Source organism: Tessaracoccus terricola (genome assembly GCF_054776555.1).
Map to the genome: position 1 here is coordinate 902,397 of NZ_BAAHBS010000001.1, position 22,271 is coordinate 924,667.

Sequence of the window (22,271 nt, forward strand, 5' to 3'; positions counted from 1 at the left end):
TGTTGCGCGCTCGTGGCCTGCCATGGCCGGGAGCGGAGGATCCGGCTCAGGGCTCCGTCGTGGCCGCGGCGGTGGGTGACGGTGAGTCGGTGGGCTCCGGGGTCGGCGGGACGCAGACGGTGCCGTCGTCGCCGGAGGAGACCTGGAAGTAGGGCTCCTCGCCCTCGCCCGCGAAGTCCGAACCAAGCAACACGTCGACGGTGCCGTCCACCCTGTCGTCGTTCTCGAAGGTGGCGTCCTTGAAGTAGGACATGACCAGACGCTTGGCGGGTGCGTTCGCCTCGTTGCCGCGGATGGTGGTGCCCGAGACCCGCTCGTCGGTGTTGCCCACCCGGATCACCTTGAACCCGGCCTCCTCCAGGCGTGAGGCCTGGCGTCGGGCGAGTCCGCTGGTGAAGCCGCCGTTGTAGACGCGCACGGAGATGTCCTCGACCGTCACGAGCTCCTGGGTCACCACGACGCAGGGCGTGGGCTCGGGCGTGGGCAGCGGCGCGGTCAGGTTCCGCCAGCCCCAGAACGCGCCCCACACGAGGAAGGCGAGCAACCCCAGCAACAGCACGGGGGTGGCGATAAGTCTGAAAATGCGCACGTCTTCGGGCTCAACTCTGCTCGTCGTTGGTCATGTCAGGAGTCAAATCTACTAGCCCAGCTCCAGCACGCGCGCATGGAGGGTCTGGCGCTGCTGCAACGCGGCCCGCAACGCACGGTGCAGCCCGTCCTCGAGGTACAGCTCGCCCTCGAAGGCGACGACGTGGGCGAACAGGTCCCCGTAGAACGTGGAGTCCTCCTCGAGGAGGGTCTCCAGGTCCAGGGTGCGCTTGGTGGTGGTCAGTTCGTCGAGCCGGACCTGGTGCGGGGCGATGGCGGCCCACTGCTTCTGGCTGTAGCCATGGTCCTGGTACGGGCGCCCCTCGCCCACTCGTTTGAAGATCACCCCCCACACTCTAGCCGTGATCCCCGCTATCCGGGGGCGGCGACGCGTGCTTGTGGCAGGCTTTGGGGCGTGACAGAGCCCACAACACACGAAGAAGTGATCAACACCGTCAAGGCAGGCTACGCGTTCGAGGAGGAGGCGATCCAGCTAGGTGTGCTGGAGGCCGACGGTCCCGTCGTGGATGCACCTGTGCGGATCCCGGTGTCCATGTTCAACCGGCACGGCCTCGTCGCCGGTGCCACCGGAACCGGCAAGACGGTGACCCTGCAGGTGATGGCGGAGGCGCTGAGCAGTGCCGGCGTGCCGGTGTTCCTGGCCGACATCAAGGGTGACCTCTCCGGTATGGCCACCCCGGGAGCCGGCGGCGAGAAGCTGTTGGCCCGCACGGCCGCGAACGGGCAGCCCTGGGAGGGGAGGGCGTTCCCGTGCGAGTTCTACGCGCTCGGCGGGCAGGGGATCGGGGTGCCGCTGCGCGCCACCGTGACGTCGTTCGGCCCCATCCTGCTGTCCAAGGTGCTGGGCCTGAACGAGGTGCAGGAGTCGTCGCTGGGTCTGGTGTTCTACTACGCCGACAGCAACGGCCTGCCCCTGCTGGACCTGAAGGACCTGACGGAGCTGCTCAAGTACCTGACCTCCGACGAGGGCAAGCCGGAGCTGAAGGGCATCGGCGGCGTCTCCACCGCCACCGCCGGCGTGATCCTGCGCAACCTGCTCACGCTGTCCCAGCAGGGCGGGGACGTGTTCTTCGGCGAGCCGGAGTTCGACCCGAAGGAGCTCCTCCGGCAGGCCCCCGACGGCCGCGGCGTCGTCTCCCTGCTGGAGTTGCCGGACCTCGCGGGCCGGCCCGACCTGTTCTCCACGTTCCTGATGTGGCTCCTGGCCGACCTCTACCAGGACCTGCCGGAGGTGGGCGACGTCGAACGCCCCAAGCTGGTGTTCTTCTTCGACGAGGCGCACCTGCTGTTCAAGGACGCCTCCGACGCGTTCCTGGACTCCATCACGCAGACGGTGCGGCTGATCCGCTCCAAGGGCGTCGGCGTGTTCTTCGTGACCCAGACCCCGAAGGACGTCCCCGGCGACGTGCTGGCCCAGCTGGGCAGCCGGGTCCAGCACCAGTTGCGGGCCCACACCCCCAACGCGGCCAAGGCGCTGAAGGCCACCGTCTCCACCTATCCCAAGTCCGGCTACGACCTGGAGGAGGTGCTGCAACAGCTCGGGACCGGCGAAGCGGTCGTCACCGTGATGGACCCCGACGGGGCCCCCACCCCCGTCGCCCGGACCCGGATCTGGGCCCCCGAGTCGATGATGGGGCCGACTGACCTCGAGGCCCTGCGGGCAGGCGTCGCGCAGTCGCAGCTGATGGCCCGCTACGGCCAGGCCATCGACCGCGAGTCGGCCCACGAGATCCTGATCAGGAAGGTGGAGGAGGGCGCCCGCGCGGCGGAGGAGCAGGCCCGTGCCGAGGCCGAGCAGAAGGAGGCCGAGGCCCGGCGCAAGCAGGCCGAGTCCTCGTCGCGCTCGGGCTCCTCGTCGTCGCGGCGCAGCAAGCCCGAACCCAGCTTCGTGGAGCAGGTGACCAAGTCTTCGGCGTTCAAGCAGTTCATGCGCACCGCGGCACGCGAGATCGCGCGCGGCCTGTTCGGCACCGGCCGCCGCAAGTAGTCCACAGAAGCAAGTTCGGGGGCCGCGCGAACTGCGCGGCCCCCGAACTGTGCGTCGGTGGTCTACTTCATGGTGCCCTGGGACACCGAGCCCTGCAGCTGGCGCTGGAAGAGCATGTAGATGATCAGGACCGGCACCACCGTGATGATGACTGCGGCGAACAGGGCGCCGAAGTCGGTGGAGTAGCCCATCTGGGAGGCGAACCGGGCGATGCCCTGCGAGAGGACGTACTTCGGTTCGGAGGTGTTCAGCGCCACCGGGAGGAGGTACTGGTTCCACAGGCCGAGGAAGTTGAAGATCGCCACGGAGGCGATGCCCGGCTTCGCCATCGGCAGCATGATCCGGAAGAACGTCGTCCACTCACCGGCACCGTCCACGGCGGCCGCCTCGGCGATCTCGTTCGGCAGCGTCTTGAAGAACGCGTACAGGAAGAAGACCGTGAACGGCAGCGCGAACGCCACGTAGGTGAGGATCAGGCCGGCGTGGGTGCCGAGCATGGACTGGCTCGGGTTCCACGGCAGGGGGATGGACTGCAGGACCTTGTACAGCGGCACGATCGCCAGGAAGATCGGGAACGTCAGTCCCGCCAGCATCAGGTAGTAGATGAGGTTGCTTCCGGGGAAGGAGTGCCGCGCCAGGACGTAGGCGCACATGGCGCCCAGCAGCATCACCAGGAACATCGCGATGCCCACCACGATGATCGTGTTGAAGAAGTACGTCCCGAAGTTTCCGGCGTTCCACGCGTTGATGTAGTTCTCGAAGATGCGCCCGCTCAGCAGCTCCTCGGGGAGCTTGAGCGCGGACTCGAAGATCTCCGAGGACGTCTTGAACGACGTCATGAACGTCCAGATCAGCGGTCCGACCACGAGGACGGCCCAGACGATCAGGATGATGTGGGCGAAGGTGGCGAAGACCTTGTCACCCGTGGTGCTCTTGATCGTGCGGCTCTCGGGGAGAGTTTCGGTGCTCATCAGAAGCTCACCGTGTCCTTTCCACCGGTCACGCGGTTGATGGTGAAGATGATCGCGGAGTACACCAGGGTCACGACTGCCAGCACCACGCCCATGGCCGAAGCCCTACCCCACATGTTCGTGCCACCGAAGGCGGTCTGGAAGAGCTCCTGGCTCATCACGAGCGTCGAGTAGTTCGGGCCACCGAAGGGGTTCAGCGCGGACATGTAGATGAAGGCGTCCAGCGCGATGATGCCCATGTAGATGTAGGCCGTCTGGATGTTGCCGCGAATGAGGGGGATGGTGACCCGCACCGCAGTGGTGAACCGGTTGGCGCCGTCGATGCGCACCGCCTCGTAGATCTCGGCCGGGATGGCCTTGATGGCGGCGATGAACAGCAGCATGTAGAAGCCGACGAAGCCCCAGATGATCACGAAGATCGACACGGGCATCGCGGTGGTCTCGTTGCCGAGCCAGGCGAAGTTCTCGAAGCTGTCGAAGCCGATGAAGGTCAGGAGGCCGTTGACGAAGCCGGAGCTCGGGTCCAGCAGCAGCCGCCACATGAAGCCGATGACGATGCCGGGGATGACGTAGGGGAAGAAGGACACGACGCGGTAGAACGCAGCGCCCTTGATCCCTCGGATGTTGCCGTGCGAGGGTCCGCCCATCGTGATGACGATGGCGAGGATCAGCGAGAGCACGATGGTGATCAGCGGCAGGAAGATCGCGAGGATGATGTTGTTGCCGAGCGCCGTCATGAAGCGGTCGTCGCCGAGCAGGAACTTGTAGTTGTCGAACCAGACGTACTCGGCCTGGGAGATCGGCTCGAAGCCGCGCCAGTTCGTGAACGAGTAGTGCACCGCCTGGATGAACGGGTAGATCACGAGGCCGAGGTAGATGAGGAGGGGAAGCCCGAGGAAGACCACCATGAAGCTGATCTTGTCGAACGACAACGGCCGACGACGCCGCTTCAGCTTCGAGGGTGGCTCGGGGAGTTGGGGATCCACCGTAGGGGCGGCGGGGAGTGTCTCCCCGCCGCCCACTGCAGCCGTTGGTTCAGAGGTCACGAGACTTCGTACTTGTCGATCGCATCGTCGTTGCGAACAGCATCGGTCAGGTCCTGCAGGGTCTTGGTGAACGTGGCCACGTCCATGCCGCCGTCGAGGAAGGTGTTCCAGGCGGAGACGTGGTCACGGCCCATGCCGTAGTAGTTGTCGAAGCGCCACGTGAAGGTGTTGTCGCCCGCGTCACCGAGCATGGTGATCTGGGAGGCCAGCGCCGTTGAGCCGAAGGCGTCCTCGGGGATGGTGTCCTTCACGATGGTCGGGGACAAGATGGTCTCGGCGAAGTTCGCCGCGGCCTCCTGCGAGAGCATGGCGCGCATGAACTCCTTGCCACCGGCAACGTTCGCACCCTGCGAGGGAACGATGTAGGCCTCGGCCGCGGCCGAGTGGATGGCCTCGAACGGCAGGGCGGAGGAGGAGGTGACGGTCGGCACCGGGGAGCCGGTCATCTGGAAGTTCTCCGCCGTCTGGTCCTTCATCTCGTTCTCGATCCAGGCGCCCGACGGGTACAGGAGCGCCTCCTGGGCGTTGGACCACTGGGACTGGGCAGCGGTGAACTGCGTGCCCGAGCCACCGGGCTTGAAGTAGCCGGCGTCGATGATCTCCTTGAGCTTGGTGAACACGCTCTGGACCGCGGGCAGGCTCCAGCAGCCCTCCGCCAGGCTGTCGAGGGCGATGCGGACCTCGTCGCCACCCTCCTTGATGGCCGACGTGATGGCCATCTCGCCGTAGTAGTTGGATGCCTCGTTGCCCCACAGGAACAGGTACTTGCCGGCCTCCTTGGCCTTGGCGCCCAGTTCGAGAGCCTCGTCCCAAGTCTTCGGTGGGGTCCAGCCGTTCTCCTCGAACAGGGAGGCGGAATACCACATGCCGTAGACGGTCAGGACGTAGTTGAGCTCGGCCAGCTTGCCGTCGACGGTGCCGGCGTCGAGCACGCCCGCGTAGAGGGTGTCACGGATGGTGGTGCCCTCGAGGTTCGGGGCGTCGACCACCTCGTTGAGGTCCTCGAGCTGGTCGATGATCGCGCCGAGGCCGATCTTGCCCGCACCGGCGTTGTCGATGACGTCCGGCGGGTTGCCGCCGGTGAAGCGCGGCTGGAGTTCCTGGGCCACCTGGGTGGTGGGGGCGACGCTGACGGTCACGCCCTCGTGGGTCTTCTCGACGACGCCGGCTGCGAACTCGGCGTACTCGATGCCGTAGCCGCCGTTGAAGATGATGGCCTCGATCTCGGAGGGGATCTCCAGGCCGAAGGGGTTGTTGTCGTCCGCGGGCGCGGTCTCCCCGCCCGTGGTCTCCTGACCGGTGGTCTCCTCGGGGGTGCCCTCGCCAGTGGGCGTCTCCTCGGGATCGCCGCCACCTGCGCAGGCTGCCAGGGGGACCAGCGCGCCAGCGGCCAGTGCACCCTTCAGGAAGCCACGACGTTGCAGGGAGTAGCTCATGGAAGTTCTCCTTCTCTAGTTACTGCGCTGGCCTCACCAGCGAGGCCCAGCGTGTGTGGGGCTACCGCGCCCCGCTGAACTGTGAGCGAATATACGGCAGCCGTGGAGGGAAGTGACAGCCGGCAGTCCCAAGTAGACGTAATCGTTACGCATTGAACACTCAAAGTGGTCATTCCGCCGACGAAAGTGCTTGTCGCGCAGTGTTCAAGAAACGATCATGCCCTGTGAAACGCTCACAGGGCATGATCGGGAGGGCTGTGCTCGCTCACCCGAGATCGCGGCGAGGGTGGCTGGTCCGGGGTTCTCCTAGCGGCCTGTGCCGGCGTGCACCACTGCCTGCTCGTCGGCGTCCAGCCCGAAGGCGGAGTGGGCCGCGAGAACCGCGTCGTCGACGTCGTCGGCACCCACCACGACGGAGATCCGGATCTCCGAGGTTGAGATCATCTGCAGGTTCACGTCCTGGCCGGCGAGGGCCCGGAAGAACGTGGCCGTGACGCCGGGGTGGGAGCGCATGCCGACGCCGACGATGGAGACCTTGCCGATCTGGTCGTCGTAGAGCAGTTCGTCGAAGCCCACCTGGTCCTTGATGGCCTCCAGCGCCTCGATGGCGCGGCCGCCGTCGGTCATGGGCAGCGTGAAGGAGATGTCGGTCTTCACGTCGGACAGCCGCGAGATGTTCTGCACGATCATGTCGATGTTGATGTCGTGCTCGGCGATGGTGGAGAAGATCAGGGCCGCCTCGCCCACCCGGTCCGGGACGCCGGCGATCGTGATCTTCGCCTCGCCGCGGTCGTGCGCGACGCCGGTGATGATGGCTTCTTCCATGTTCGGTCCCTTCTGAACCTCTTCCAGGGCCTTGACCCAGGTTCCCGGCTTGTCTGTGAATGATGAGCGGACGTGGACCTTCACGTTCTCGCGGCGCGCGTACTCGACGCAGCGCAGGTGGAGGATCTTGGCGCCGGATGCCGCCATCTCCATCATTTCCTCGTAGCTGATCTCGGTGATCGGCTGCGCGGCGGGGACGATCCGCGGGTCCGCGGTGAACACGCCGTCGACGTCGCTGTAGATCTCGCAGTGGTCCGCGCCGAGGGCGGCTGCGAGGGCGACGGCGGTGGTGTCGGAGGCGCCGCGTCCCAGCGTGGTGACGTCCTTGGTGGACTGCGCCACGCCCTGGAAGCCGGCGACGATCGCGACGTTGCCCTCCTGGACGGCGGCCTCGACGCGGCCCGGCGTGATGTCGATGATGCGGGCGTTGCCGTGGATCGGTGTGGTGAGGACGCCGGCCTGGGAACCCGTGTAGGAGACCGCGTCGACGCCCAGGTCGGACAGCGCCATCGCCAGCAGTGCGGCGCTCTGGCGCTCGCCCGTGGTGAGCAGCATGTCCAACTCCCGCGACTTGGGGCGCGGCGAGACCTGCAGGGCGAGGTCCATCAACTCGTCGGTGGTGTCACCCATCGCGGAGATGACGATGATCACCTCGTGGCCCTCGCTGCGGGTCCTTGCCACCCGGCGGGCCACCCTCTTGATGGAGTCGGCGTCTGCGACGGACGAGCCGCCGTACTTCTGAACGATGCGTGCCATGCACTTCCTTCCTGCCGGGACAAGAGTAGTCACTGTTGTCGAAGTTGCCGAGACGCGGTCCACGCGAAGGTAGCCTGTGCGCCATGGATACCATCCGTTGGGGTTTCGTCGGTGCGGGGTGGATCGCCGATGTGATGGCCTCCGACTTCGGCTTCGTCCCGAACGCGGAACTGGCTGCCATCGCATCGCGCGACCTCGAACGTGCGAAGCAGTTCGCGGCCAAGCACGGCGTCGAGCGGGCCTACGGTTCCTACTCCGAACTCCTGGATGACGAGTCCATCGACGTCGTCTACCTCGCCAACACCCACCCGCACCACCACGACGTCGCACTCGCCGCCATCGAGCGGGGCAAGGCGCTGCTGGTGGAGAAGTCGTTCACTGCCACCCTGGCCGGCACCCGTGAGGTGGTCGCCGCCGCCCGCGCGAAGGGCGTGTTCTGCATGGAGGCCATGTGGACCCGGTTCCTGCCCGCCGTCGCCGCTGCGCGCGAGGTGGTCGCCTGGGGCAGGATCGGCGACGTGCTGGGCGTGCAGGGAGACCTCTCGGCCTATCGCACCTTCGACCCCTCCCACCGCCTGTTCGACCCCGCTGCCGGGGGCGGCGCCATGCTGGACCTTGGCGTGTACGTGGTCAGCTTCGCGCAGGCCTTCCTCGGTGCCGGGCGCAAGGTGCACTGCGTCGGCCGGTTCGCTCCCAACGGTGTCGACATGGCCGCCGCCATCAGCATTGAGCACGTCGGTGGGGGCCTGGCGTCACTGAGCTGCGGCTTCGACGGCCACGGTCCCGGCCGCATGGAGATCTACGGGACCAAGGGGTGGATCGAGGTGGAGCCCAGGTTCCACCACCCCACCACCCTGTCCGTGCACCGCACCGGTGTCCTGCCGCGCGTCATCGAGGCCAACATGACGGGCCGCGGCTACGCGCACGAGATCGCCGAGGTGACCGAGCGGATCCTGGCCGGCGACACCGAGTCCGTCGTGATGCCGCTCAATGACACCGTCGAGGTGATGCGCATGCTGGAGGACTGCTTGGGGCAGTTGGGCATCGAGCAGTCCGAGGCCGAGGTCCCGGTCTGACCTGACCCGACCGACGGCGGATGTGGCCCGTCCGCGTCGGCGTGGCCATCGTCGTCGCCCTGCCGTCCGCGTCGCCGACGCCTCTCCTTGACCCGACACGCCGACGAAAATCGGCGCAGAGGTTGCCGGTGCCCCTTCCGGCCGATTCTGTCGGCGGGTCGGGTCGTTCTCGGCGGCGACGCTCAGGCCGGGTCCGGCTCCGCGTCGAGAGTCTCCGGCAGGTGCAGCCCGAGGTCGCGGTGGCCGGGATGGCCGGCGAGCTTGTCGACGATGGCCGCGATCGCGCCGTCGCCCGTCACGTTGGCGGCGGTCCCGACGGAGTCGATGGCGATGTAGGTGGCGATCATGAGCCCCACCTGCTCGGGGCTGAAGCCGAGCTGCGACTGGAGCAGGCCCGCAGCCGTCACGATGGCGCCGCCGGGGACGCCGGGCGCGGCCACCATCGCGATGCCCAGCAGGAAGATCAGGCCTAGGAACACCCCCGCGTTCACCTCCATGCCGAACATGAACATGATCGCGAGTGCGAACCCGGTGATCTTGATGGTGGATCCGGCCAGGTGGATGGTGGCGCACAGTGGGATCACGAACGCGGCGATGTTCTCCGACACCCCGGCCTTGATGGCCGAGCGGAGCGTCACCGGGATGGTGGCCGCCGACGACGAGGTGCCCAGCGCCGTCGCGTAGGCCGGGAGCATGGCGCGGATCATGGCGAACGGGTTCTTCCGGACGATGGCGCCCGCGACGGCGTACTGGAACACGATGTAGGCCACCGTGAGCGCGAACACGACGACGACCACCCAGAAGAAGGCCGTGATCACCTCCCAGATCTGGCCCGCGAAGGTCATGTTGAGGAAGATCCCGAAGATGTAGAGCGGCAGCAGTGGCACGATCACCTTGCTGATGACGACGTTGATGACCTCGCGGAAGTCGGCGAACACCTGGTGCAGTGCCGGGGCGTCGAAAGCCGTGAGCGCGATGCCGACGACGAACGCGAACACGAGCGCCGTCATCACCTCGAACATGGGTGGCATCTCGACGGTGAAGTACGCCGTCGCCAGCCCCGACTCCGGGTCCGCCAGTTCGGAGATGTCCTTGCCGGCCAGCAGACTGGGCCAGGCGATCATGCTCGTGCCCCAACTCAGCAGCCCGGCGAGGATGGTGGACAGGTACGCGATGCCCGCCGTCACCGCCAACCACTTGCCCGCACCCTTGCCGAGTTCGTCGATGGCCGGCGTGATCAGCCCCACGATCAGCAGCGGGATGATGAAGCCCAGGAAGTTGCCGAACAGGCCGTTGAACGTGATGAACAACCGCACCACGAACTCCGGCATGAAGGAACCCAGGGCGATGCCCAGCGTGATCGCCACCACCACCCACACCAGCAGGGTGAACTTCGGCAGCCTGGCCATGGGGACTCCTCGGGCTCGTTGACGGACTGGGGTCATTCAAGCACTCGTGAGCAGGCCGGGGACAGCATTGACTCCCGCCAGATTTGCTGCGACGCTCTCCGCAACGAATAGTGGGCGCAGGTGCCCCCTACCAAAGGATTGCCCATGCGTACGGTTCGGGTCCTCGCGGTGCTGGCCGCCCTCCTGCTTCCCTTCCTGCCCATCCCGATGGCGAGTGCTGACGAGCCGGGAGTGACGATCACAGGAAGCCACGCAGCAGGGAGCTGGGTGACTGCCGTCGTCGCCGACCTGGAGGGGGAGGCAGTCTTCGAGTGGCTTGTCGATGGTGTGCCTACACCTAGCACCCATCCGTTCGACCAGTCGGAGCCATCGCCGTGGCTCGACAGGTTCTTCCTCCGGGAGGAGTACCTCGGCGCCCGGATCGGGGTCAGAGTCGCGGTGACCACGCCCGACGGAGCCACCGTTTCGATGGCCTCGGAGGAGTTCGCCGTCGGGCAGGGCACCATCCTCGCGAACCAGCCGGTGGTCTCGGGCGGCCTGCCCGCCGGTGAACTCCTCGTGGGGCAGACCCTCACCGCCGACCCCAACGTGCTTTACCCACAGGAGGGCGTCACCATCACCTACCAGTGGTTCAGCCACTTCACTCCCATCCCGGGCGCCACGAGTGCGACTCTGGAACTGACCGATGCGCACCTGCACCTGAACAATGTCAACGTCGAGGTCACGGCCGCCAAGGCCGGCTGGGCAACGAGCGTGAGGTACTCGGACAGGAACTCGTGGCACGAAGTCCTCCCTGCAGCGATCAAGAAGGGAAACATCACCCTCTCCGCTGCCCCGCGGGTGGGGGAGTGGCTGATGTTCGACGAGGAGGGTTGGGACTGCTGCGACGAAACCGCCACCTATGAGTTCCTGCTGGACGGGCGAGTGGTGGAGACGATGGTGAACTGGTCGAGACAGGTCACCCCCAAGGAGAGTTGGGTGGGGAAGTCTCTGGTGGTCAGGGTGACCCGGAGCCGTGTGGGAGTCTCCTCGGTGACGGCCTCCAGCGCGCCCCGAACCGTGCTCTTGCGGCGGCCAGCCTACTTCTCGGGCCGCGAGTGGGCCCAAGGCAAGGCGGTGGTCGGCTGGCCCACGGAGGTCTACCGCAACGACGTCGGCGGCGGTTTCACCGAGACCGTGCAGTGGGTGCGCGTGGACGATTCGGGTCGAGAGACGCCGATCCCCGGAGCGACCGGCTGGGACTACCGATACACCGTGGCCGACATCGGATACCGAATCGGCGTGCGGGGGCGCATCAGTCAACCCGGGCACGAGACCAGGACCTGGGCGAGGACGGGCACAGCCAAGGTGCAGATGAACCTCTACACCACCCCCGGTGAGCGCACCGTGAACGGGCGGCAGTGGCGCACCACCTGCGAAAAGTACTCGCACAGCCAGCGCTGCCGTACCGAAATCTGGGCCACCCAGGTTGTGAAGGAGAACGGCCGTTGGACCCAACGCAACGGCTGGGTGTTCAACAACCTCACCTACCTGCCAATGCTGCAGCCGCACAGCTGGGTTGGTACCAAGCTGGGATCCAGCCTGTCCTGGTCGAGTGCGGACGGGGGCGTCATCCGGGACTGGAAGACCGTCTGCGACGACCCGTCCGTCGGGAGGGACACTTGCCGCACCTACATCACCGCCCACGTGACCAAGGCTCAGCGCACCTCGGGTGGGTGGCGCTTCGTCACCACCAAGGAATGGGTCTTCAACAACATGGTCTACCACCAGTGAATCGCGAGTCCACGGCAGTCATCGGGGAACTGCTGCCCAGTGACGGTCCAGGATTGCTCGGACGCGGGCGACTGAGTCCCGCCGTGCTGCCTCCGTCGTCGCGGTGACCGCTGCGCCGTAGACCATCTGGACGCCAAGTTCGACGTCGGCGGGGGTGACGTCGTTGCTGACCAGCCCTGCCCTCTTCGCGCGCGCCAAGGGATCCGCGACCAGTTGCTCCAGGCGGCGTTCACCGTCGTAGCCGACCAGCGCATCCCGGGCGCCCACCACCAGTTCGATGAACCCGAGCGCCTCGACGGTGAGCTGCGCCAGCCGGTCGAACAGGCGTGTGAAAGCGTCGTCGCGGTCCTCGGCCGCGAGCCGCGCGAGGTCCTTGAAGTTCTCCTCGAACGCGGCCAGGGCCAGGTCCACGCGGTTGGGGAAGTGCCGGTAGAGCACACCCTGGCTGACGCCGGCCGCCCTCGCGATGGCGCTCAACGGGACGCCGTAGCCGCGCTCGGCGAGCAGGCGGCGGGCGGCCTCGAGGAGGGCGGCCCGGTTCTCGGCTGCGGCGGCTGGACCCCGGTTGCTCATGCGTTGGTTCACAGTGGCATCATAGGAACCGGACAACATTGTCCTGTTAGGTTCCGTCAAAGAAGAGGAGCTACCAGATGACGAACTTCAACCAGACCTACGACGTCGTGGTCGCGGGTACCGGGGCGGCCGGCTTCGCCACGGCCCTGGGCGCGGCCGACAAGGGACTCAAGGTGCTGATGCTCGAGAGCACCGCCAAGTGGGGCGGCAACACCTCGATGTCGGGCGGCGGCATGTGGCTGCCGGACAACCCGCTGATGCGCCGCGACGGTGTGGGGGACTCCCGCGAGGAGGCGCTCGAGTACATGGAGGCCACCATCGGCGACGAGGGGCGCGCCACCAGCCGTGAGCGGAAGGAGGCCTTCGTCGACGGTGTGGCGGACTTCGTGGAGACCGCCACCAGATACGGCGTCGAGTTCACCCGGGCGCCCGAGTACGCCGACTACTACCCGGAACTGCCCGGCGGCAAGATCGGCCGCGCGCTTGAGGTGAAGCCGTTCAACGTGAAGCGGGTCGGGAAGTGGTGGGACACCTGCCAGGCCCCGGTGGCGCTGCCCGCCAAGACCGACGACGTCTGGCTGCTCGGCCGGGCGTGGGTGACCCCGTCGGGCTTCATGCGCGGCGCCCAGTTCGTGTTCCGCGCGCTCGGGAGCATCGTGAGCGGGAAGAAGCTCGCGGGGATCGGTGCCGCCTGGGCCGCGTCGTTCCTCGACGTCGTGGTGCAGAAGTTGGGCGCCGACCTCTGGCTGAACTCCCCGTTGGAGGGCCTCGTGTTCGACGGCGACCGCGTCGTCGGCGTCCGCACCACACGTGGCGGCAAGCCCGTCACCATCGGCGCCACGAGCGGTGTGATGCTCGCGGCCGGCGGCTTCGACCACAACGAGGAGTGGCGCAGACGCCACCACGGCATCGACGGCGCACCCTCCGGTGCGCCGGGGAACCTGGGCGGCGCAATCGCCATCGCCCAGGAGGCCGGGGCCGCGCTGGAACTGATGGACGACGCCTGGTGGGGAGCCTCCATCGAGGCGCTGCCGGACGGGGCGCCCTCGTTCATCGTCGGCGAACGCTCGTTCCCGTACTCGATCATCGTCGACTCGCAGGGCGAGCGGTTCGCCAACGAGTCCGAGTCCTACGTGGACCTGGGCCACCACATGCTGGCCCACGACAAGGACGGTGCTTACTGGATGGTGGCCGACGCCCGGCACGCCCGCCGCTACCTGCGCACCTACGCGCTGGACCCGCGTGCCAACAAGAAGATGGAGGAGGCGGGTATCCTCGCCAAGGCAGACACCCTGGCCGAACTCGCCCGAAAGATGGGCGTCGACGAGACTCGCCTCGAGCGCACCGTCGAGCGGTTCAACGGCTTCGCACGCTCGGGTGTCGACGGCGACTTCGGGCGGGGCAACTCCGCATACGACCGCTACTACAGCGACCCGACCGTCCGCCCCAACCCCAACCTCGGGCCGATCGAGAAGGGACCGTTCACGGCCTACCGGCTCGTCATCGGGGACCTAGGCACCAAGGGCGGCGTTGTGACGGACGCCGACGGCCGCGCGCTGCGGGAGGACGGCTCCGTGATCGAGGGCCTCTACTCCGCCGGCAACAACTCCGCCTCGGTCATGGGCCGCACCTACCCGGGCCCCGGCTCCACCATCGGCCCCGCCGCCGTGTTCGGCATGCGGGCAGGCAGGGACATGGCCCGGAACAAGGACCGCGCCGTCATCTGAGGACGCCGGTCCACGGGACGTTGCGCCTATGAACCGGGGGCGTGACAGGCGTCCGCGACACGCCGCGATCAGGCTCTGCAGAGCCCGGACGCGGCGTGTCGCGGATCGTGGTCACGGTCCCGCCAGGTCAGGCCTTCGTGATCTGCACGCTCAGCCCGAGGTCGGCGTCGGTGTGGGTGGCGTCGGGCAGGTCGTCGGCCAGCCGCAGGCTCAGGGCCAGCACCTCGTCCTGGATGGCCTGCGACCCCTCCGCCACCGCGACGGCGAGTTCGGGACCCGCGGACAGCACCAGGTTGATGCGGTCGGAGACGTCCAGGCCGGCGTTCTTGCGCGCCTCCTGGACGGTCCGGATCACCTCGCGCACGAGGCCGGCGCGCACCAGCTCGGGCGTCAGTTCCAGGTCCAGGGCCACGGTCTCACCCTGCTCGTTGACCACGGACCAACCCTCGCGCGGGCGCTCGGAGATGATCACGTCGTCGGCGGACAAAGCGACGGTCTCGCCCTCGAACTCCACCGAGGTCTGGCCACCCTCCCGCAGCTCGGAGGCCAGGCGGGCGGCGTCGGTGGCGGCGATGGCGGCAGCCACCTGCGGAGTCTGTTTTGCGAACCGCTTGCCGAGGTTGCGGAAGTTGCCCTTGGCGGAGAAGTCCACCAGGTCGCCGGCCGCGGCGAACGTCTCCACGGCGCCGATGTTCAGCTCGGCGCGGATCTCGTCCACCAGTTCAGGGGTGAGCTTCGCGAGGGCGTCGGTGGGGACCAGCATCCGGCTCAGCGGCTGGCGGATCTTCACCTTGGACTCGGCCCGGGCGGAGCGGCCCAACTCCACGAGGCGTCGGGTGACGGCCATCGAGGCGGACAGCCCAGCGTCCACCAGGGACTCGTCGGCGGTGGGCCAGGAGGCCAGGTGCACCGACTGCGGACCCTCCGGCGCGGTCACCGCGAACAGGTCCTTCCACACGCGCTCGGTCACGAACGGCATGATCGGGGCCATCAGGCGGGTCAGCACCTCGAGGGTCTCGTGCAGCGTCCACAGCGCCGATGGCTCGGCGTTCCAGAAGCGACGGCGCGAGCGGCGCACGTACCAGTTGGACAACTCGTCGACGAAGCCCGCGACGAGGTTGCCGGCCTGCTGCGTGTCGAACGCCTCCAGCGCCGCGGTCACCCCGCCGACGAGGGTCTGCGTCTCGGACGCGAGCCAGCGGTCCAGCACGTGCCGCTCGGCGACGGCGGGCGCGGCCCCCGTCGGCGTCCAGTCACCCGCGTTGGCGTACAGCGTGTGGAATGCGACGGTGTTCCAGTAGGTGAGCAGGACCTTGCGGACCGTCTCCTGGATGGTGGTGTGACCCACCCGGCGGGCGGACCACGGGGACCCGGCGCACGCCATGAACCAGCGCACCGCGTCGGCACCGTGCTCGTCCATCAGCGGGATGGGGGCGAGGATGTTGCCCAAGTGCTTGCTCATCTTGCGGCCGTCCTCGGCGAGGATGTGGCCCAGGCAGACCACGTCCTTGTACGAGGACTTGTCGAACACCAGCGTGCCCACCGCCATCAGCGAGTAGAACCAGCCGCGGGTCTGGTCGATGGCCTCGCAGATGAAGTCCGCCGGGTAGCTCTGCTCGAACTTCTCCACGGAACCGGGCACGTGCGGGTAGCCGAACTGCGCGAACGGCATGGCGCCGGAGTCGAACCACGCGTCGATCACCTCGGGGACGCGACGGTAGGTGGCGCCGTCGCGCTCGATCACGACGTCGTCGATGAAGGGACGGTGGGGGTCGAGCTCGGACAGGTCGCGCCCGGTGAGCTCACCGAGCTCGGCCATGGAGCCGACGCAGATCAGGTCCTTGGGGTCCTCGACGTTGCGCCAGATGGGCAGCGGGGTGCCCCAGTAGCGGGAGCGGGACAGCGCCCAGTCCACGTTGTTGTCCAGCCAGTCGCCGAAGCGGCCGTGCTTGATGCTCTCGGGGTGCCAGTTGGTGGCCTCGTTCTCCCGCAGCAACTGGTCCTTGATGCGGGTGGTGCGGATGTACCACGACGGCTGGGCGTAGTAGAGCAGTGCGGTGTGGCAGCGCCAGCAGTGCGGGTAGCTGTGCAGGTAGTCCAGCTTGCGGAACATCAGCCCGCGGGCGACGAGGTCCGCCACGAGGGTCTCGTCGGCGTTCTTGAAGAACTGCCCGCCCACCAGCGGGACCTCGGCGGCGAAGGTTCCATCGGGCTCGATGGGGTTCACGAACGGCAGCCCGTAGGCGCGGCAGACCGCCATGTCGTCCTCACCGAAGGCCGGTGCCTGGTGCACGAGGCCGGAGCCGTCCTCAGTGGTGACGTAGTCGGCCAGCACCACGAGGTGTGCCTCCTCGCCCTCGGGGAACGACACCAGCTCGAAGGGTCGCTGGTAGGTCCAACGCTCCATCTCGCGCCCGGTGAACGACTGCCCGCGGCTCCACCCCTCGCCCAGCACCTTGTCGAACAGCGGTTCGGCCACCAACAGCGACTTCTCGCCCTCCTTGGAACCGACGACATAGGTCACCTCGGGGTGCGCCGCGACGGCGGTGTTCGAGACCAGTGTCCACGGCGTCGTCGTCCACACCAGCATGTCGACGTCGCCCGCGAGGGGGCCGCCGGTGAGGGGAAAGCGGACGTAGACCGACGGGTCGTGCACGTCCTCGTAGCCCTGTGCCAGTTCGTGGTCGGACAGGGTGGTGCCGCAGCGCGGGCAGTAGGGGGCGACGCGGTAGTCCTCCTCCAGCAGGCCCTTGTCGAAGATCTGCTGCAGTGCCCACCACTCCGAGTCGATGTACTCCGGGGTCATGGTGACGTAGGCCTCGTCCAAGTTCACCCAGTAGCCCATGCGCGTGGTGAGCTCGGCGAACGCGTCGACGTGGCGCAGCACGGAGGTGCGGCACTTCGCGTTGAAGGCCTCGATGCCGTAGGCCTCGATGTCCGGCTTGCCGGAGAAGCCGAGCTCCTTCTCGACGGCGAGCTCCACGGGCAGGCCGTGGCAGTCCCAGCCGGCCTTGCGCTCCACGTGGTAGCCCTGCATCGTCTTGAAGCGGGGGAACACGTCCTTGAACACCCGGGCCTCGATGTGGTGCGTGCCGGGCATGCCGTTGGCGGTGGGTGGGCCCTCGTAGAAGGTCCAGCGCGGTCCGCCGGTGGAGGCTGCGAGGGACGCCTCGAAGGTGCCCTCCTCCTCCCAGGCGCGCAGGATCTCGTGCTCCATGGCGGGGAAGTCGACGGAGGCCGGAATGGCGTTGTAGCCACGGGTGGTCATGTGGTCCTCTTCATCTTGATCGATCGGTGATCGGTGAAGGGACGAGCCGGGGCCCGCGGTACCACCCTCCTTGGACGACGCCCGAGGGCTGCGTCCCGCTTGCTTCTCGCCGCTGTCGGTTCTAGTGGGCCAGGGGGCTGTTCTTCCGACGGCTCCGGGGTGATGGCCCCATCAACGCCTTGCGACGAGTCCAAGTATGCGTGACCTGTCAAGGCTGCGCCAACCCGGTGCCAGCTGCCGGGTGGCACGGGTGGCCCTTACGCTGGAGGGGTGTTGCCGCTGATCCTGCCCCTGCTGGCCCCGCTGTTGGCGGTGGCGCCCGTGGCTGGCGTCGTGGCCGGTGCGGTGGCCCTGACCAAGCACATGGGCAAGCGGGCCCGCGAGCGGGACCGGGTGTGGGCCAGTTGGGCGCACGCCAGGCAGTGGGGGTACGCGCCGCAGTGGCCGCAGATGGCCCACCAGTTCCAGCGGCCGCCGTTCGGCCGCGGCCGCAACCGCACCGCAGACCGCGGGTTCTGGGGCCGCTTCGACAACATCGAGGTTTTCGGCTTCCGCTACCGCTACACCGTCAAGTCGGGGGACTCCTCGACCACCATCGTCCAACTCGTCACCGGCACCCGCTTCCCCGGCGCTGACTTCCCGCCGTTCACGCTCTCGCGCGAGGGGATGTTCAACCTCGGCAACGACGTCGAGTTCGAGAACGCTGACTTCAACCAGCGCTGGCGCGTGGACAGCCCGTCCGCGCGGTTCGCGCACGACGTCGTGCACCCCCGCACCATGCAGTTGCTGATGGGTCCGGTGCCGCCGTTCCAGCAGCTCTGGTTCGAGCGGGACGCGCTGATGGTCTCGACGCTCGGGGACCCGGGCCCCCTCCAGGTGGACGCGCAGTTGCGGATGATGACGCGCTTCGCCGGACTGCTCCCGAGCTTCCTGCTGCGCGAGGTGGGCGGGGACCCTGTCCGCACCGACCTGTCCGGCCCGCGGGTCAGCATGGCCGAACAACAACGCCGGATGGTCAACTGGCAGCGCCGCGACGCCGAGCAGCGAGCCGCGCAGCCCGAGAACTGGAGGTACCGCTGATGGATCTGCTCATGCCCATCCTGTTCACGGTGGTGTTCGTCGGGGCCATGGTCTTCGGCATCATTCACCACAACCGCCGCAAGAAGCTGTGGAACAACTGGGCCCGCGCCCGCAACTGGGCCTTCGTGGAGAAGTGGCCGCAGATGGTGGGGGCGTTCCGGGGTGGGCCGTTCAACCGGGGCTCGAGCCGCAAGGCCTTCTTCGGCTACCACGGCCGCTTCGACGGGCTGCCGGTCCAGGGCTTCGAGTACCAGTACACGACGGGCTCGGGGAAGAACCGGACCACTCACTCCTTCCACGTCGACGTGTTGCAACTCAACGGGCGCTTCCCCCGCTTCAGCATCTCCCGGGAGAACTGGGCCACGCGGACCTTCGGCAGTGACCTGAAGTTCGAGAACGCGCAGTTCAACCGGGAGTGGAACGTCCGTTCCGACTCCGCCCGGTTCGCCCACGACGTCATCCACCCCAGGATGATGGGCTGGCTGATGAGCGGCGAGGTCCCGCAGTACGCCGACTGCTGGTTCGAGAACGGCTGCCTGTTGGTCTCCACCTCCGGCTCCCGCCGTCCCGAGCACGTGGACGCCTACCTGCGGTTCCTGACCAAGTTCGCCTCCCAGCTGCCCCGCTTCCTGCTGGAGGAGGTCGGGCTGCAGCGGCTCCCACTGACCTGGGACGGCCCCGGCGTGACCGCCCAGGAGCAGGCCGCGATGATGGCCAGGCTGACCGCCGAGAAGTAGGTGGCCGAGGCGGCGCCCTCGGCCGGGCCCCGCTGATTGGGGTGACTTTGTGCGTGTACGCGCGAAACGACCCCACTCAGGTGCCGGGGCCTCGGGGTGAAGGTTGGTCCCAGCCCGGGTGGGAGCAGGGTCTGTTCGCTCCCAGCGGCCCGGACGGGGTGGGGTACCGCCCGCTGCCTCGGGCAGTATGGGAGCCATGGCGATCTTCTCCGTGGAACTGGAACGACTGCGCAGGCGCAAGAGCATCAAGTGGGCGCGCTGGGAGCCGGACGTACTTCCGATGTTCGTCGCGGAGATGGACGTGGACCCCGCTCCCGCCGTGACCGAGCGACTCCAGCAACTGATCGCCGACGGGGACTTCGGCTACCCCGAGTTGCCTGTCTACCAGGAGGCGTTCGCGGACTTCGCGGACTGGATGTGGGGATGGCGGCTGGGCCCCTCTGAAGACGTGGCGCTGGCCGGTGACGTGATGTCCGGCATGCGGGAGCTCACCCTCGCCGTGACCGAGCCGGGCGACGCCGTCGTCATCAACCCGCCGATCTACCCGCCGTTCCGGGCCGTGGTGCGCGAGACGGGCCGACGCCTCGTCGAGGTGCCCATGACTGCGGCCGGCCGGCTGGACCTGGACGTTCTCGCCGAGGTCTTCGCAGCCGAGCGGCCCACCGCCTACCTGCTGTGCTCACCGCACAACCCGAACGGCACCGTCCACACCAGGGCGGAGCTGGAGGCCGTCGCGGCCCTGGCCGCCCACCACGGCGTGACCGTGATCTCCGACGAGATCCACGCACCGCTGGCCGGTCCCGAGCACATCCCGTTCACCACCATCCCCGGGGCGGGGCGTGCCTTCGTGGTGACCTCAGCCTCGAAGTCCTGGAACTTGGCGGGACTCAAGGCCGCGTTGCTGGTGGCCGGTTCCCAGGCCCACGACGTCCTGCGCGGGCTCCCGGGGCACGTGGCGGAGTCCGCCAGCCACGTGGCCATCGAAGCGCACAGCGCGGCCCTCGACGGTGGCCGCGACTGGCTGCAGCAGGCCAGCCGGGAGATCGCGCAGAACAAGCTGCACCTGCGCGCGGAACTCGAGCGGCACCTCCCACAGGTCTCCTACGAGCCGTCCGAGGGGACCTACCTCGCCTGGCTCGACTGCAGCGCGCTCGGGCTGGAGCACGCGGGCAGGCATTTCCACACGGTTGGTAGGGTGAGGTTCAATTTCGGGACGGACTTCGATGCTGCATCGGGCCAGTTCGTGCGCATGAACGTCGCCACCTCCCCGGAGTTGATCTCCGAGGGCGTCAGGCGCATGGCGGCCAGCCTCTGACGCCCCTGGCGGGTGCGTGCAGGGGGCCCGCGCTGGTGACTGACCACCTCATCTCGTAACCTTTTCTACATAAGCTCCGCAACAGTCGCACCCGGGAGGACCAATGACTTTGCCGATGGCCGCTTGGCGCGTCACCTACACGCCGGGCAGTTGGCTGGTGCTCTCAGGCCCCACCATGCTCGTCGTGATGCTGCCGGCCCCCGCCCGGATGTCGGGTCTGGTCAACAGCCTGTGGGCCGACATCGCGGATGCCCGTTCCGTGGACGGGCTGCTGGCGCTGCTCAACTCCTACGGCCTGGACTCGATGCCCGACTTCGGCGCGTTCTTCTGGGACGCCAACGGCCTCCACGGCATCGCCAGGGGCCGCATCAAGGTGACCGACACCGACACCGGTGAGGTCGCCGTCGACGGCGAGCAGACCGTCACCTGGCGCGAGGAGAACCTCGGTGCCGCGCGCCACCTCCGCATCGACATGGAGCCGGTGGACCAGGACGAGGTGCTGCAGTTGCCGTTGGTGGTGGGTGCCGCCTCCGCTTCGGCCGTCTACCTGACCACCCACGCCGACGAGCAGATCCGCTTCCCCAGCCACGAGCAGCTCGGCGTCCTCCCGAAGGTCCCCGTGCTCGGGGTCCGACCCCGCCCGCGCCGCTCCGCCCCCGAGGTGGAGGACGTGGCGCCCGCCGCACCCGTCGCGGCACCCGCCCCCGAGCCGGCGCCCCAGCCCGCGGTCGAGCCCGCCGAGGCGCCCGAGGCCCCCGCGCCGTCGACGGAGTCGGAGTCCCTGACCGAACCCACCCCGGTGGAGCCCGCCGAGTCCGCTGTGGAACCGGACGTCGCCCCGGAACCCGTCAGCGAGTCGGAATCAGCGTCCTCGGCCGACGCCGACGCCGACGCGATCGGTACCGGCCAGCTGGCCTTCGACACCCAGGTGATGGACGTCCCCATCGACCCCGCCACGCAAGAGTCCGTCGACGTGGCGCCGCCCGCACCGGAACCGGTGGGAGCGCCCTCGGCGCCGGCCCCTTACGGTGTGCCCTCCGCCCAGGCGGCAGCGGTCCCCGCGGCCCCGGCCCCGACGCCGTCGGCCCCCTCCGGCGGACCAGTGGTGGTGCCCGGCGGCTTCACGCAGACCGAGCCCGAGGACGACGGCGGCACCATCTTCTCCACCGGTCTGGCCGCCACCCACAAGCCCGCCGCCGAGGCGGACTCGCTCCCGGACCCGCAGGTGCTGGCCGTGCCCTGCGCCAACGGCCACGCCAACGCCCCGGGAACCCGGCACTGCAGGCTCTGCAAGGCGCCCGTGGACTCGTCGAACGCCCGCCTGATCCGGCGTCCGGCACTGGCGGGCGTGCACAGCAACAAGGGCGAGTTCGCAGACATCGTCGCCGGTGTCCTCGTGGGTCGCTCCCCGGACGCCAGCAAGGCCCCGGCCGGCTCCTACCTGATGCGCGTGCCCAGCCCCAGCAGCGACATCTCCCGCAACCACGTCCTGGTCACCCCGCGGGACTGGAGCGTCGTGGTCACGGACCTGCACTCCACCAACGGCACCACCGTCATGCCGGTAGGGGAGCAGCCGTTCGTGCTCGCCAACGGCGACACGGTCCAGGTGGAGCTGGGCACCGTCCTCGACCTCGGTGATGGGGTGTCCCTGCGGATCGAACCACCACGGGGCTGACCTGATCA

17 protein-coding genes are annotated in these 22,271 nt (G+C 68.1%); 8 read left to right on the top strand and 9 right to left on the bottom strand.

The genetic code is table 11. The annotated features are described in order from the left end of the window. Nucleotides 1-46 precede the first annotated feature (46 nt). Entirely contained in the window at nucleotides 47-589 is a 543-nt protein-coding gene (locus ACYU7G_RS03915) for a LytR C-terminal domain-containing protein (RefSeq protein WP_461104953.1), read from the bottom strand. 51 nt (nucleotides 590-640) lie between these two features. Next, nucleotides 641-934, bottom strand: coding sequence for a type II toxin-antitoxin system VapB family antitoxin (locus ACYU7G_RS03920; protein ID WP_461104955.1), 294 nt, complete (start codon nucleotides 932-934; stop codon nucleotides 641-643). 69 nt (nucleotides 935-1,003) lie between these two features. Here ACYU7G_RS03920 and ACYU7G_RS03925 point away from each other — a divergent pair, with 69 nt between their 5' ends. Beyond that, nucleotides 1,004-2,596, top strand: coding sequence for a helicase HerA-like domain-containing protein (locus ACYU7G_RS03925; RefSeq protein WP_461104957.1), 1,593 nt, complete (start codon nucleotides 1,004-1,006; stop codon nucleotides 2,594-2,596). A gap of 62 nt (nucleotides 2,597-2,658) precedes the next feature. Here the strand turns inward: ACYU7G_RS03925 and ACYU7G_RS03930 are convergent, their stop codons facing one another. From ACYU7G_RS03930 to ACYU7G_RS03945, 4 genes are all read right to left on the bottom strand, one after another. Beyond that, complete coding sequence (locus tag ACYU7G_RS03930; RefSeq protein WP_461104959.1) at nucleotides 2,659-3,567, bottom strand: carbohydrate ABC transporter permease; 909 nt, start codon at nucleotides 3,565-3,567, stop codon at nucleotides 2,659-2,661. After that, a complete protein-coding gene (locus tag ACYU7G_RS03935) occupies nucleotides 3,567-4,613 on the bottom strand; it encodes a carbohydrate ABC transporter permease (protein WP_461104961.1) in 1,047 nt (348 codons plus the stop codon). Before ACYU7G_RS03935 ends, ACYU7G_RS03930 begins: the two co-directional genes overlap by 1 nt. Continuing rightward, on the bottom strand, nucleotides 4,610-6,049 hold the full coding sequence (gene ngcE / locus ACYU7G_RS03940) for an N-acetylglucosamine/diacetylchitobiose ABC transporter substrate-binding protein (RefSeq protein WP_461104963.1): 1,440 nt from the start codon (nucleotides 6,047-6,049) through the stop codon (nucleotides 4,610-4,612). The genes ACYU7G_RS03935 and ngcE overlap by 4 nt, the downstream gene beginning before the upstream one ends. A 306-nt stretch (nucleotides 6,050-6,355) precedes the next feature. After that, entirely contained in the window at nucleotides 6,356-7,630 is a 1,275-nt protein-coding gene (locus tag ACYU7G_RS03945; protein WP_461104965.1) for an aspartate kinase, read from the bottom strand. An 83-nt stretch (nucleotides 7,631-7,713) separates the two neighbouring features. Between ACYU7G_RS03945 and ACYU7G_RS03950 the strand changes: the two genes are divergently transcribed. Beyond that, nucleotides 7,714-8,706, top strand: a complete 993-nt coding sequence (locus ACYU7G_RS03950) for a Gfo/Idh/MocA family protein (RefSeq protein WP_461104967.1) — start codon at nucleotides 7,714-7,716, stop codon at nucleotides 8,704-8,706. A 182-nt stretch (nucleotides 8,707-8,888) separates the two neighbouring features. Here ACYU7G_RS03950 and ACYU7G_RS03955 read toward each other — a convergent pair whose 3' ends face one another. Further along, the gene (locus tag ACYU7G_RS03955) at nucleotides 8,889-10,115 is read right to left on the bottom strand and encodes a dicarboxylate/amino acid:cation symporter (protein ID WP_461104969.1); all 1,227 of its coding nucleotides are present in this window, start codon (nucleotides 10,113-10,115) and stop codon (nucleotides 8,889-8,891) included. Nucleotides 10,116-10,259: 144 nt separating this feature from the next. On the opposite strand from ACYU7G_RS03955, the gene ACYU7G_RS03960 reads away from it, so the two are divergent. Then, nucleotides 10,260-11,888 (top strand): hypothetical protein, encoded by a 1,629-nt coding sequence (locus tag ACYU7G_RS03960; protein ID WP_461104971.1) that lies wholly within the window; start codon nucleotides 10,260-10,262, stop codon nucleotides 11,886-11,888. Nucleotides 11,889-11,906: 18 nt separating this feature from the next. On the opposite strand, the gene ACYU7G_RS03965 is transcribed toward ACYU7G_RS03960, so the two are convergent. Then, nucleotides 11,907-12,473 carry a TetR family transcriptional regulator gene (locus ACYU7G_RS03965; RefSeq protein WP_461104973.1) on the bottom strand — a complete coding sequence of 189 codons (567 nt, stop codon included), beginning with the start codon at nucleotides 12,471-12,473 and terminating at the stop codon, nucleotides 11,907-11,909. Nucleotides 12,474-12,538: 65 nt separating this feature from the next. On the opposite strand from ACYU7G_RS03965, the gene ACYU7G_RS03970 reads away from it, so the two are divergent. Continuing rightward, entirely contained in the window at nucleotides 12,539-14,188 is a 1,650-nt protein-coding gene (locus tag ACYU7G_RS03970) for an FAD-binding protein (RefSeq protein WP_461104975.1), read from the top strand. 127 nt (nucleotides 14,189-14,315) lie between these two features. Here ACYU7G_RS03970 and ileS read toward each other — a convergent pair whose 3' ends face one another. Then, nucleotides 14,316-17,456: an isoleucine--tRNA ligase gene (gene ileS, locus ACYU7G_RS03975; RefSeq protein WP_461104977.1), complete on the bottom strand. Its 3,141-nt coding sequence runs from the start codon at nucleotides 17,454-17,456 to the stop codon at nucleotides 14,316-14,318. A gap of 270 nt (nucleotides 17,457-17,726) precedes the next feature. Here ileS and ACYU7G_RS03980 point away from each other — a divergent pair, with 270 nt between their 5' ends. From ACYU7G_RS03980 to ACYU7G_RS03995, 4 genes are all read left to right on the top strand, one after another. After that, nucleotides 17,727-18,536 (top strand): hypothetical protein, encoded by an 810-nt coding sequence (locus tag ACYU7G_RS03980; protein WP_461104979.1) that lies wholly within the window; start codon nucleotides 17,727-17,729, stop codon nucleotides 18,534-18,536. Next, on the top strand, nucleotides 18,536-19,273 hold the full coding sequence (locus ACYU7G_RS03985) for a hypothetical protein (RefSeq protein ID WP_461104981.1): 738 nt from the start codon (nucleotides 18,536-18,538) through the stop codon (nucleotides 19,271-19,273). The genes ACYU7G_RS03980 and ACYU7G_RS03985 overlap by 1 nt, the downstream gene beginning before the upstream one ends. Before the next feature lie 196 nt (nucleotides 19,274-19,469). Continuing rightward, nucleotides 19,470-20,588 carry a MalY/PatB family protein gene (locus tag ACYU7G_RS03990; protein ID WP_461104983.1) on the top strand — a complete coding sequence of 373 codons (1,119 nt, stop codon included), beginning with the start codon at nucleotides 19,470-19,472 and terminating at the stop codon, nucleotides 20,586-20,588. Between the two features lie 103 nt (nucleotides 20,589-20,691). Beyond that, nucleotides 20,692-22,263: an FHA domain-containing protein gene (locus tag ACYU7G_RS03995; RefSeq protein ID WP_461104985.1), complete on the top strand. Its 1,572-nt coding sequence runs from the start codon at nucleotides 20,692-20,694 to the stop codon at nucleotides 22,261-22,263. Nucleotides 22,264-22,271 lie beyond the last annotated feature (8 nt).

What these genes read in the sequence shown, in the direction of transcription:
- ACYU7G_RS03930 (WP_461104959.1), bottom strand. Translation starts at nt 3,567, where the DNA reads ATGAGCACCGAAACTCTCCCCGAGAGCCGCACGATCAAGAGCACCACG.
- ngcE (WP_461104963.1), bottom strand. Translation starts at nt 6,049, where the DNA reads ATGAGCTACTCCCTGCAACGTCGTGGCTTCCTGAAGGGTGCACTGGCC.
- ACYU7G_RS03945 (WP_461104965.1), bottom strand. Translation starts at nt 7,630, where the DNA reads ATGGCACGCATCGTTCAGAAGTACGGCGGCTCGTCCGTCGCAGACGCC.
- ACYU7G_RS03950 (WP_461104967.1), top strand. Translation starts at nt 7,714, where the DNA reads ATGGATACCATCCGTTGGGGTTTCGTCGGTGCGGGGTGGATCGCCGAT.
- ACYU7G_RS03955 (WP_461104969.1), bottom strand. Translation starts at nt 10,115, where the DNA reads ATGGCCAGGCTGCCGAAGTTCACCCTGCTGGTGTGGGTGGTGGTGGCG.
- ACYU7G_RS03960 (WP_461104971.1), top strand. Translation starts at nt 10,260, where the DNA reads ATGCGTACGGTTCGGGTCCTCGCGGTGCTGGCCGCCCTCCTGCTTCCC.
- ACYU7G_RS03970 (WP_461104975.1), top strand. Translation starts at nt 12,539, where the DNA reads ATGACGAACTTCAACCAGACCTACGACGTCGTGGTCGCGGGTACCGGG.
- ileS (WP_461104977.1), bottom strand. Translation starts at nt 17,456, where the DNA reads ATGACCACCCGTGGCTACAACGCCATTCCGGCCTCCGTCGACTTCCCC.
- ACYU7G_RS03985 (WP_461104981.1), top strand. Translation starts at nt 18,536, where the DNA reads ATGGATCTGCTCATGCCCATCCTGTTCACGGTGGTGTTCGTCGGGGCC.
- ACYU7G_RS03990 (WP_461104983.1), top strand. Translation starts at nt 19,470, where the DNA reads ATGGCGATCTTCTCCGTGGAACTGGAACGACTGCGCAGGCGCAAGAGC.
- ACYU7G_RS03995 (WP_461104985.1), top strand. Translation starts at nt 20,692, where the DNA reads ATGACTTTGCCGATGGCCGCTTGGCGCGTCACCTACACGCCGGGCAGT.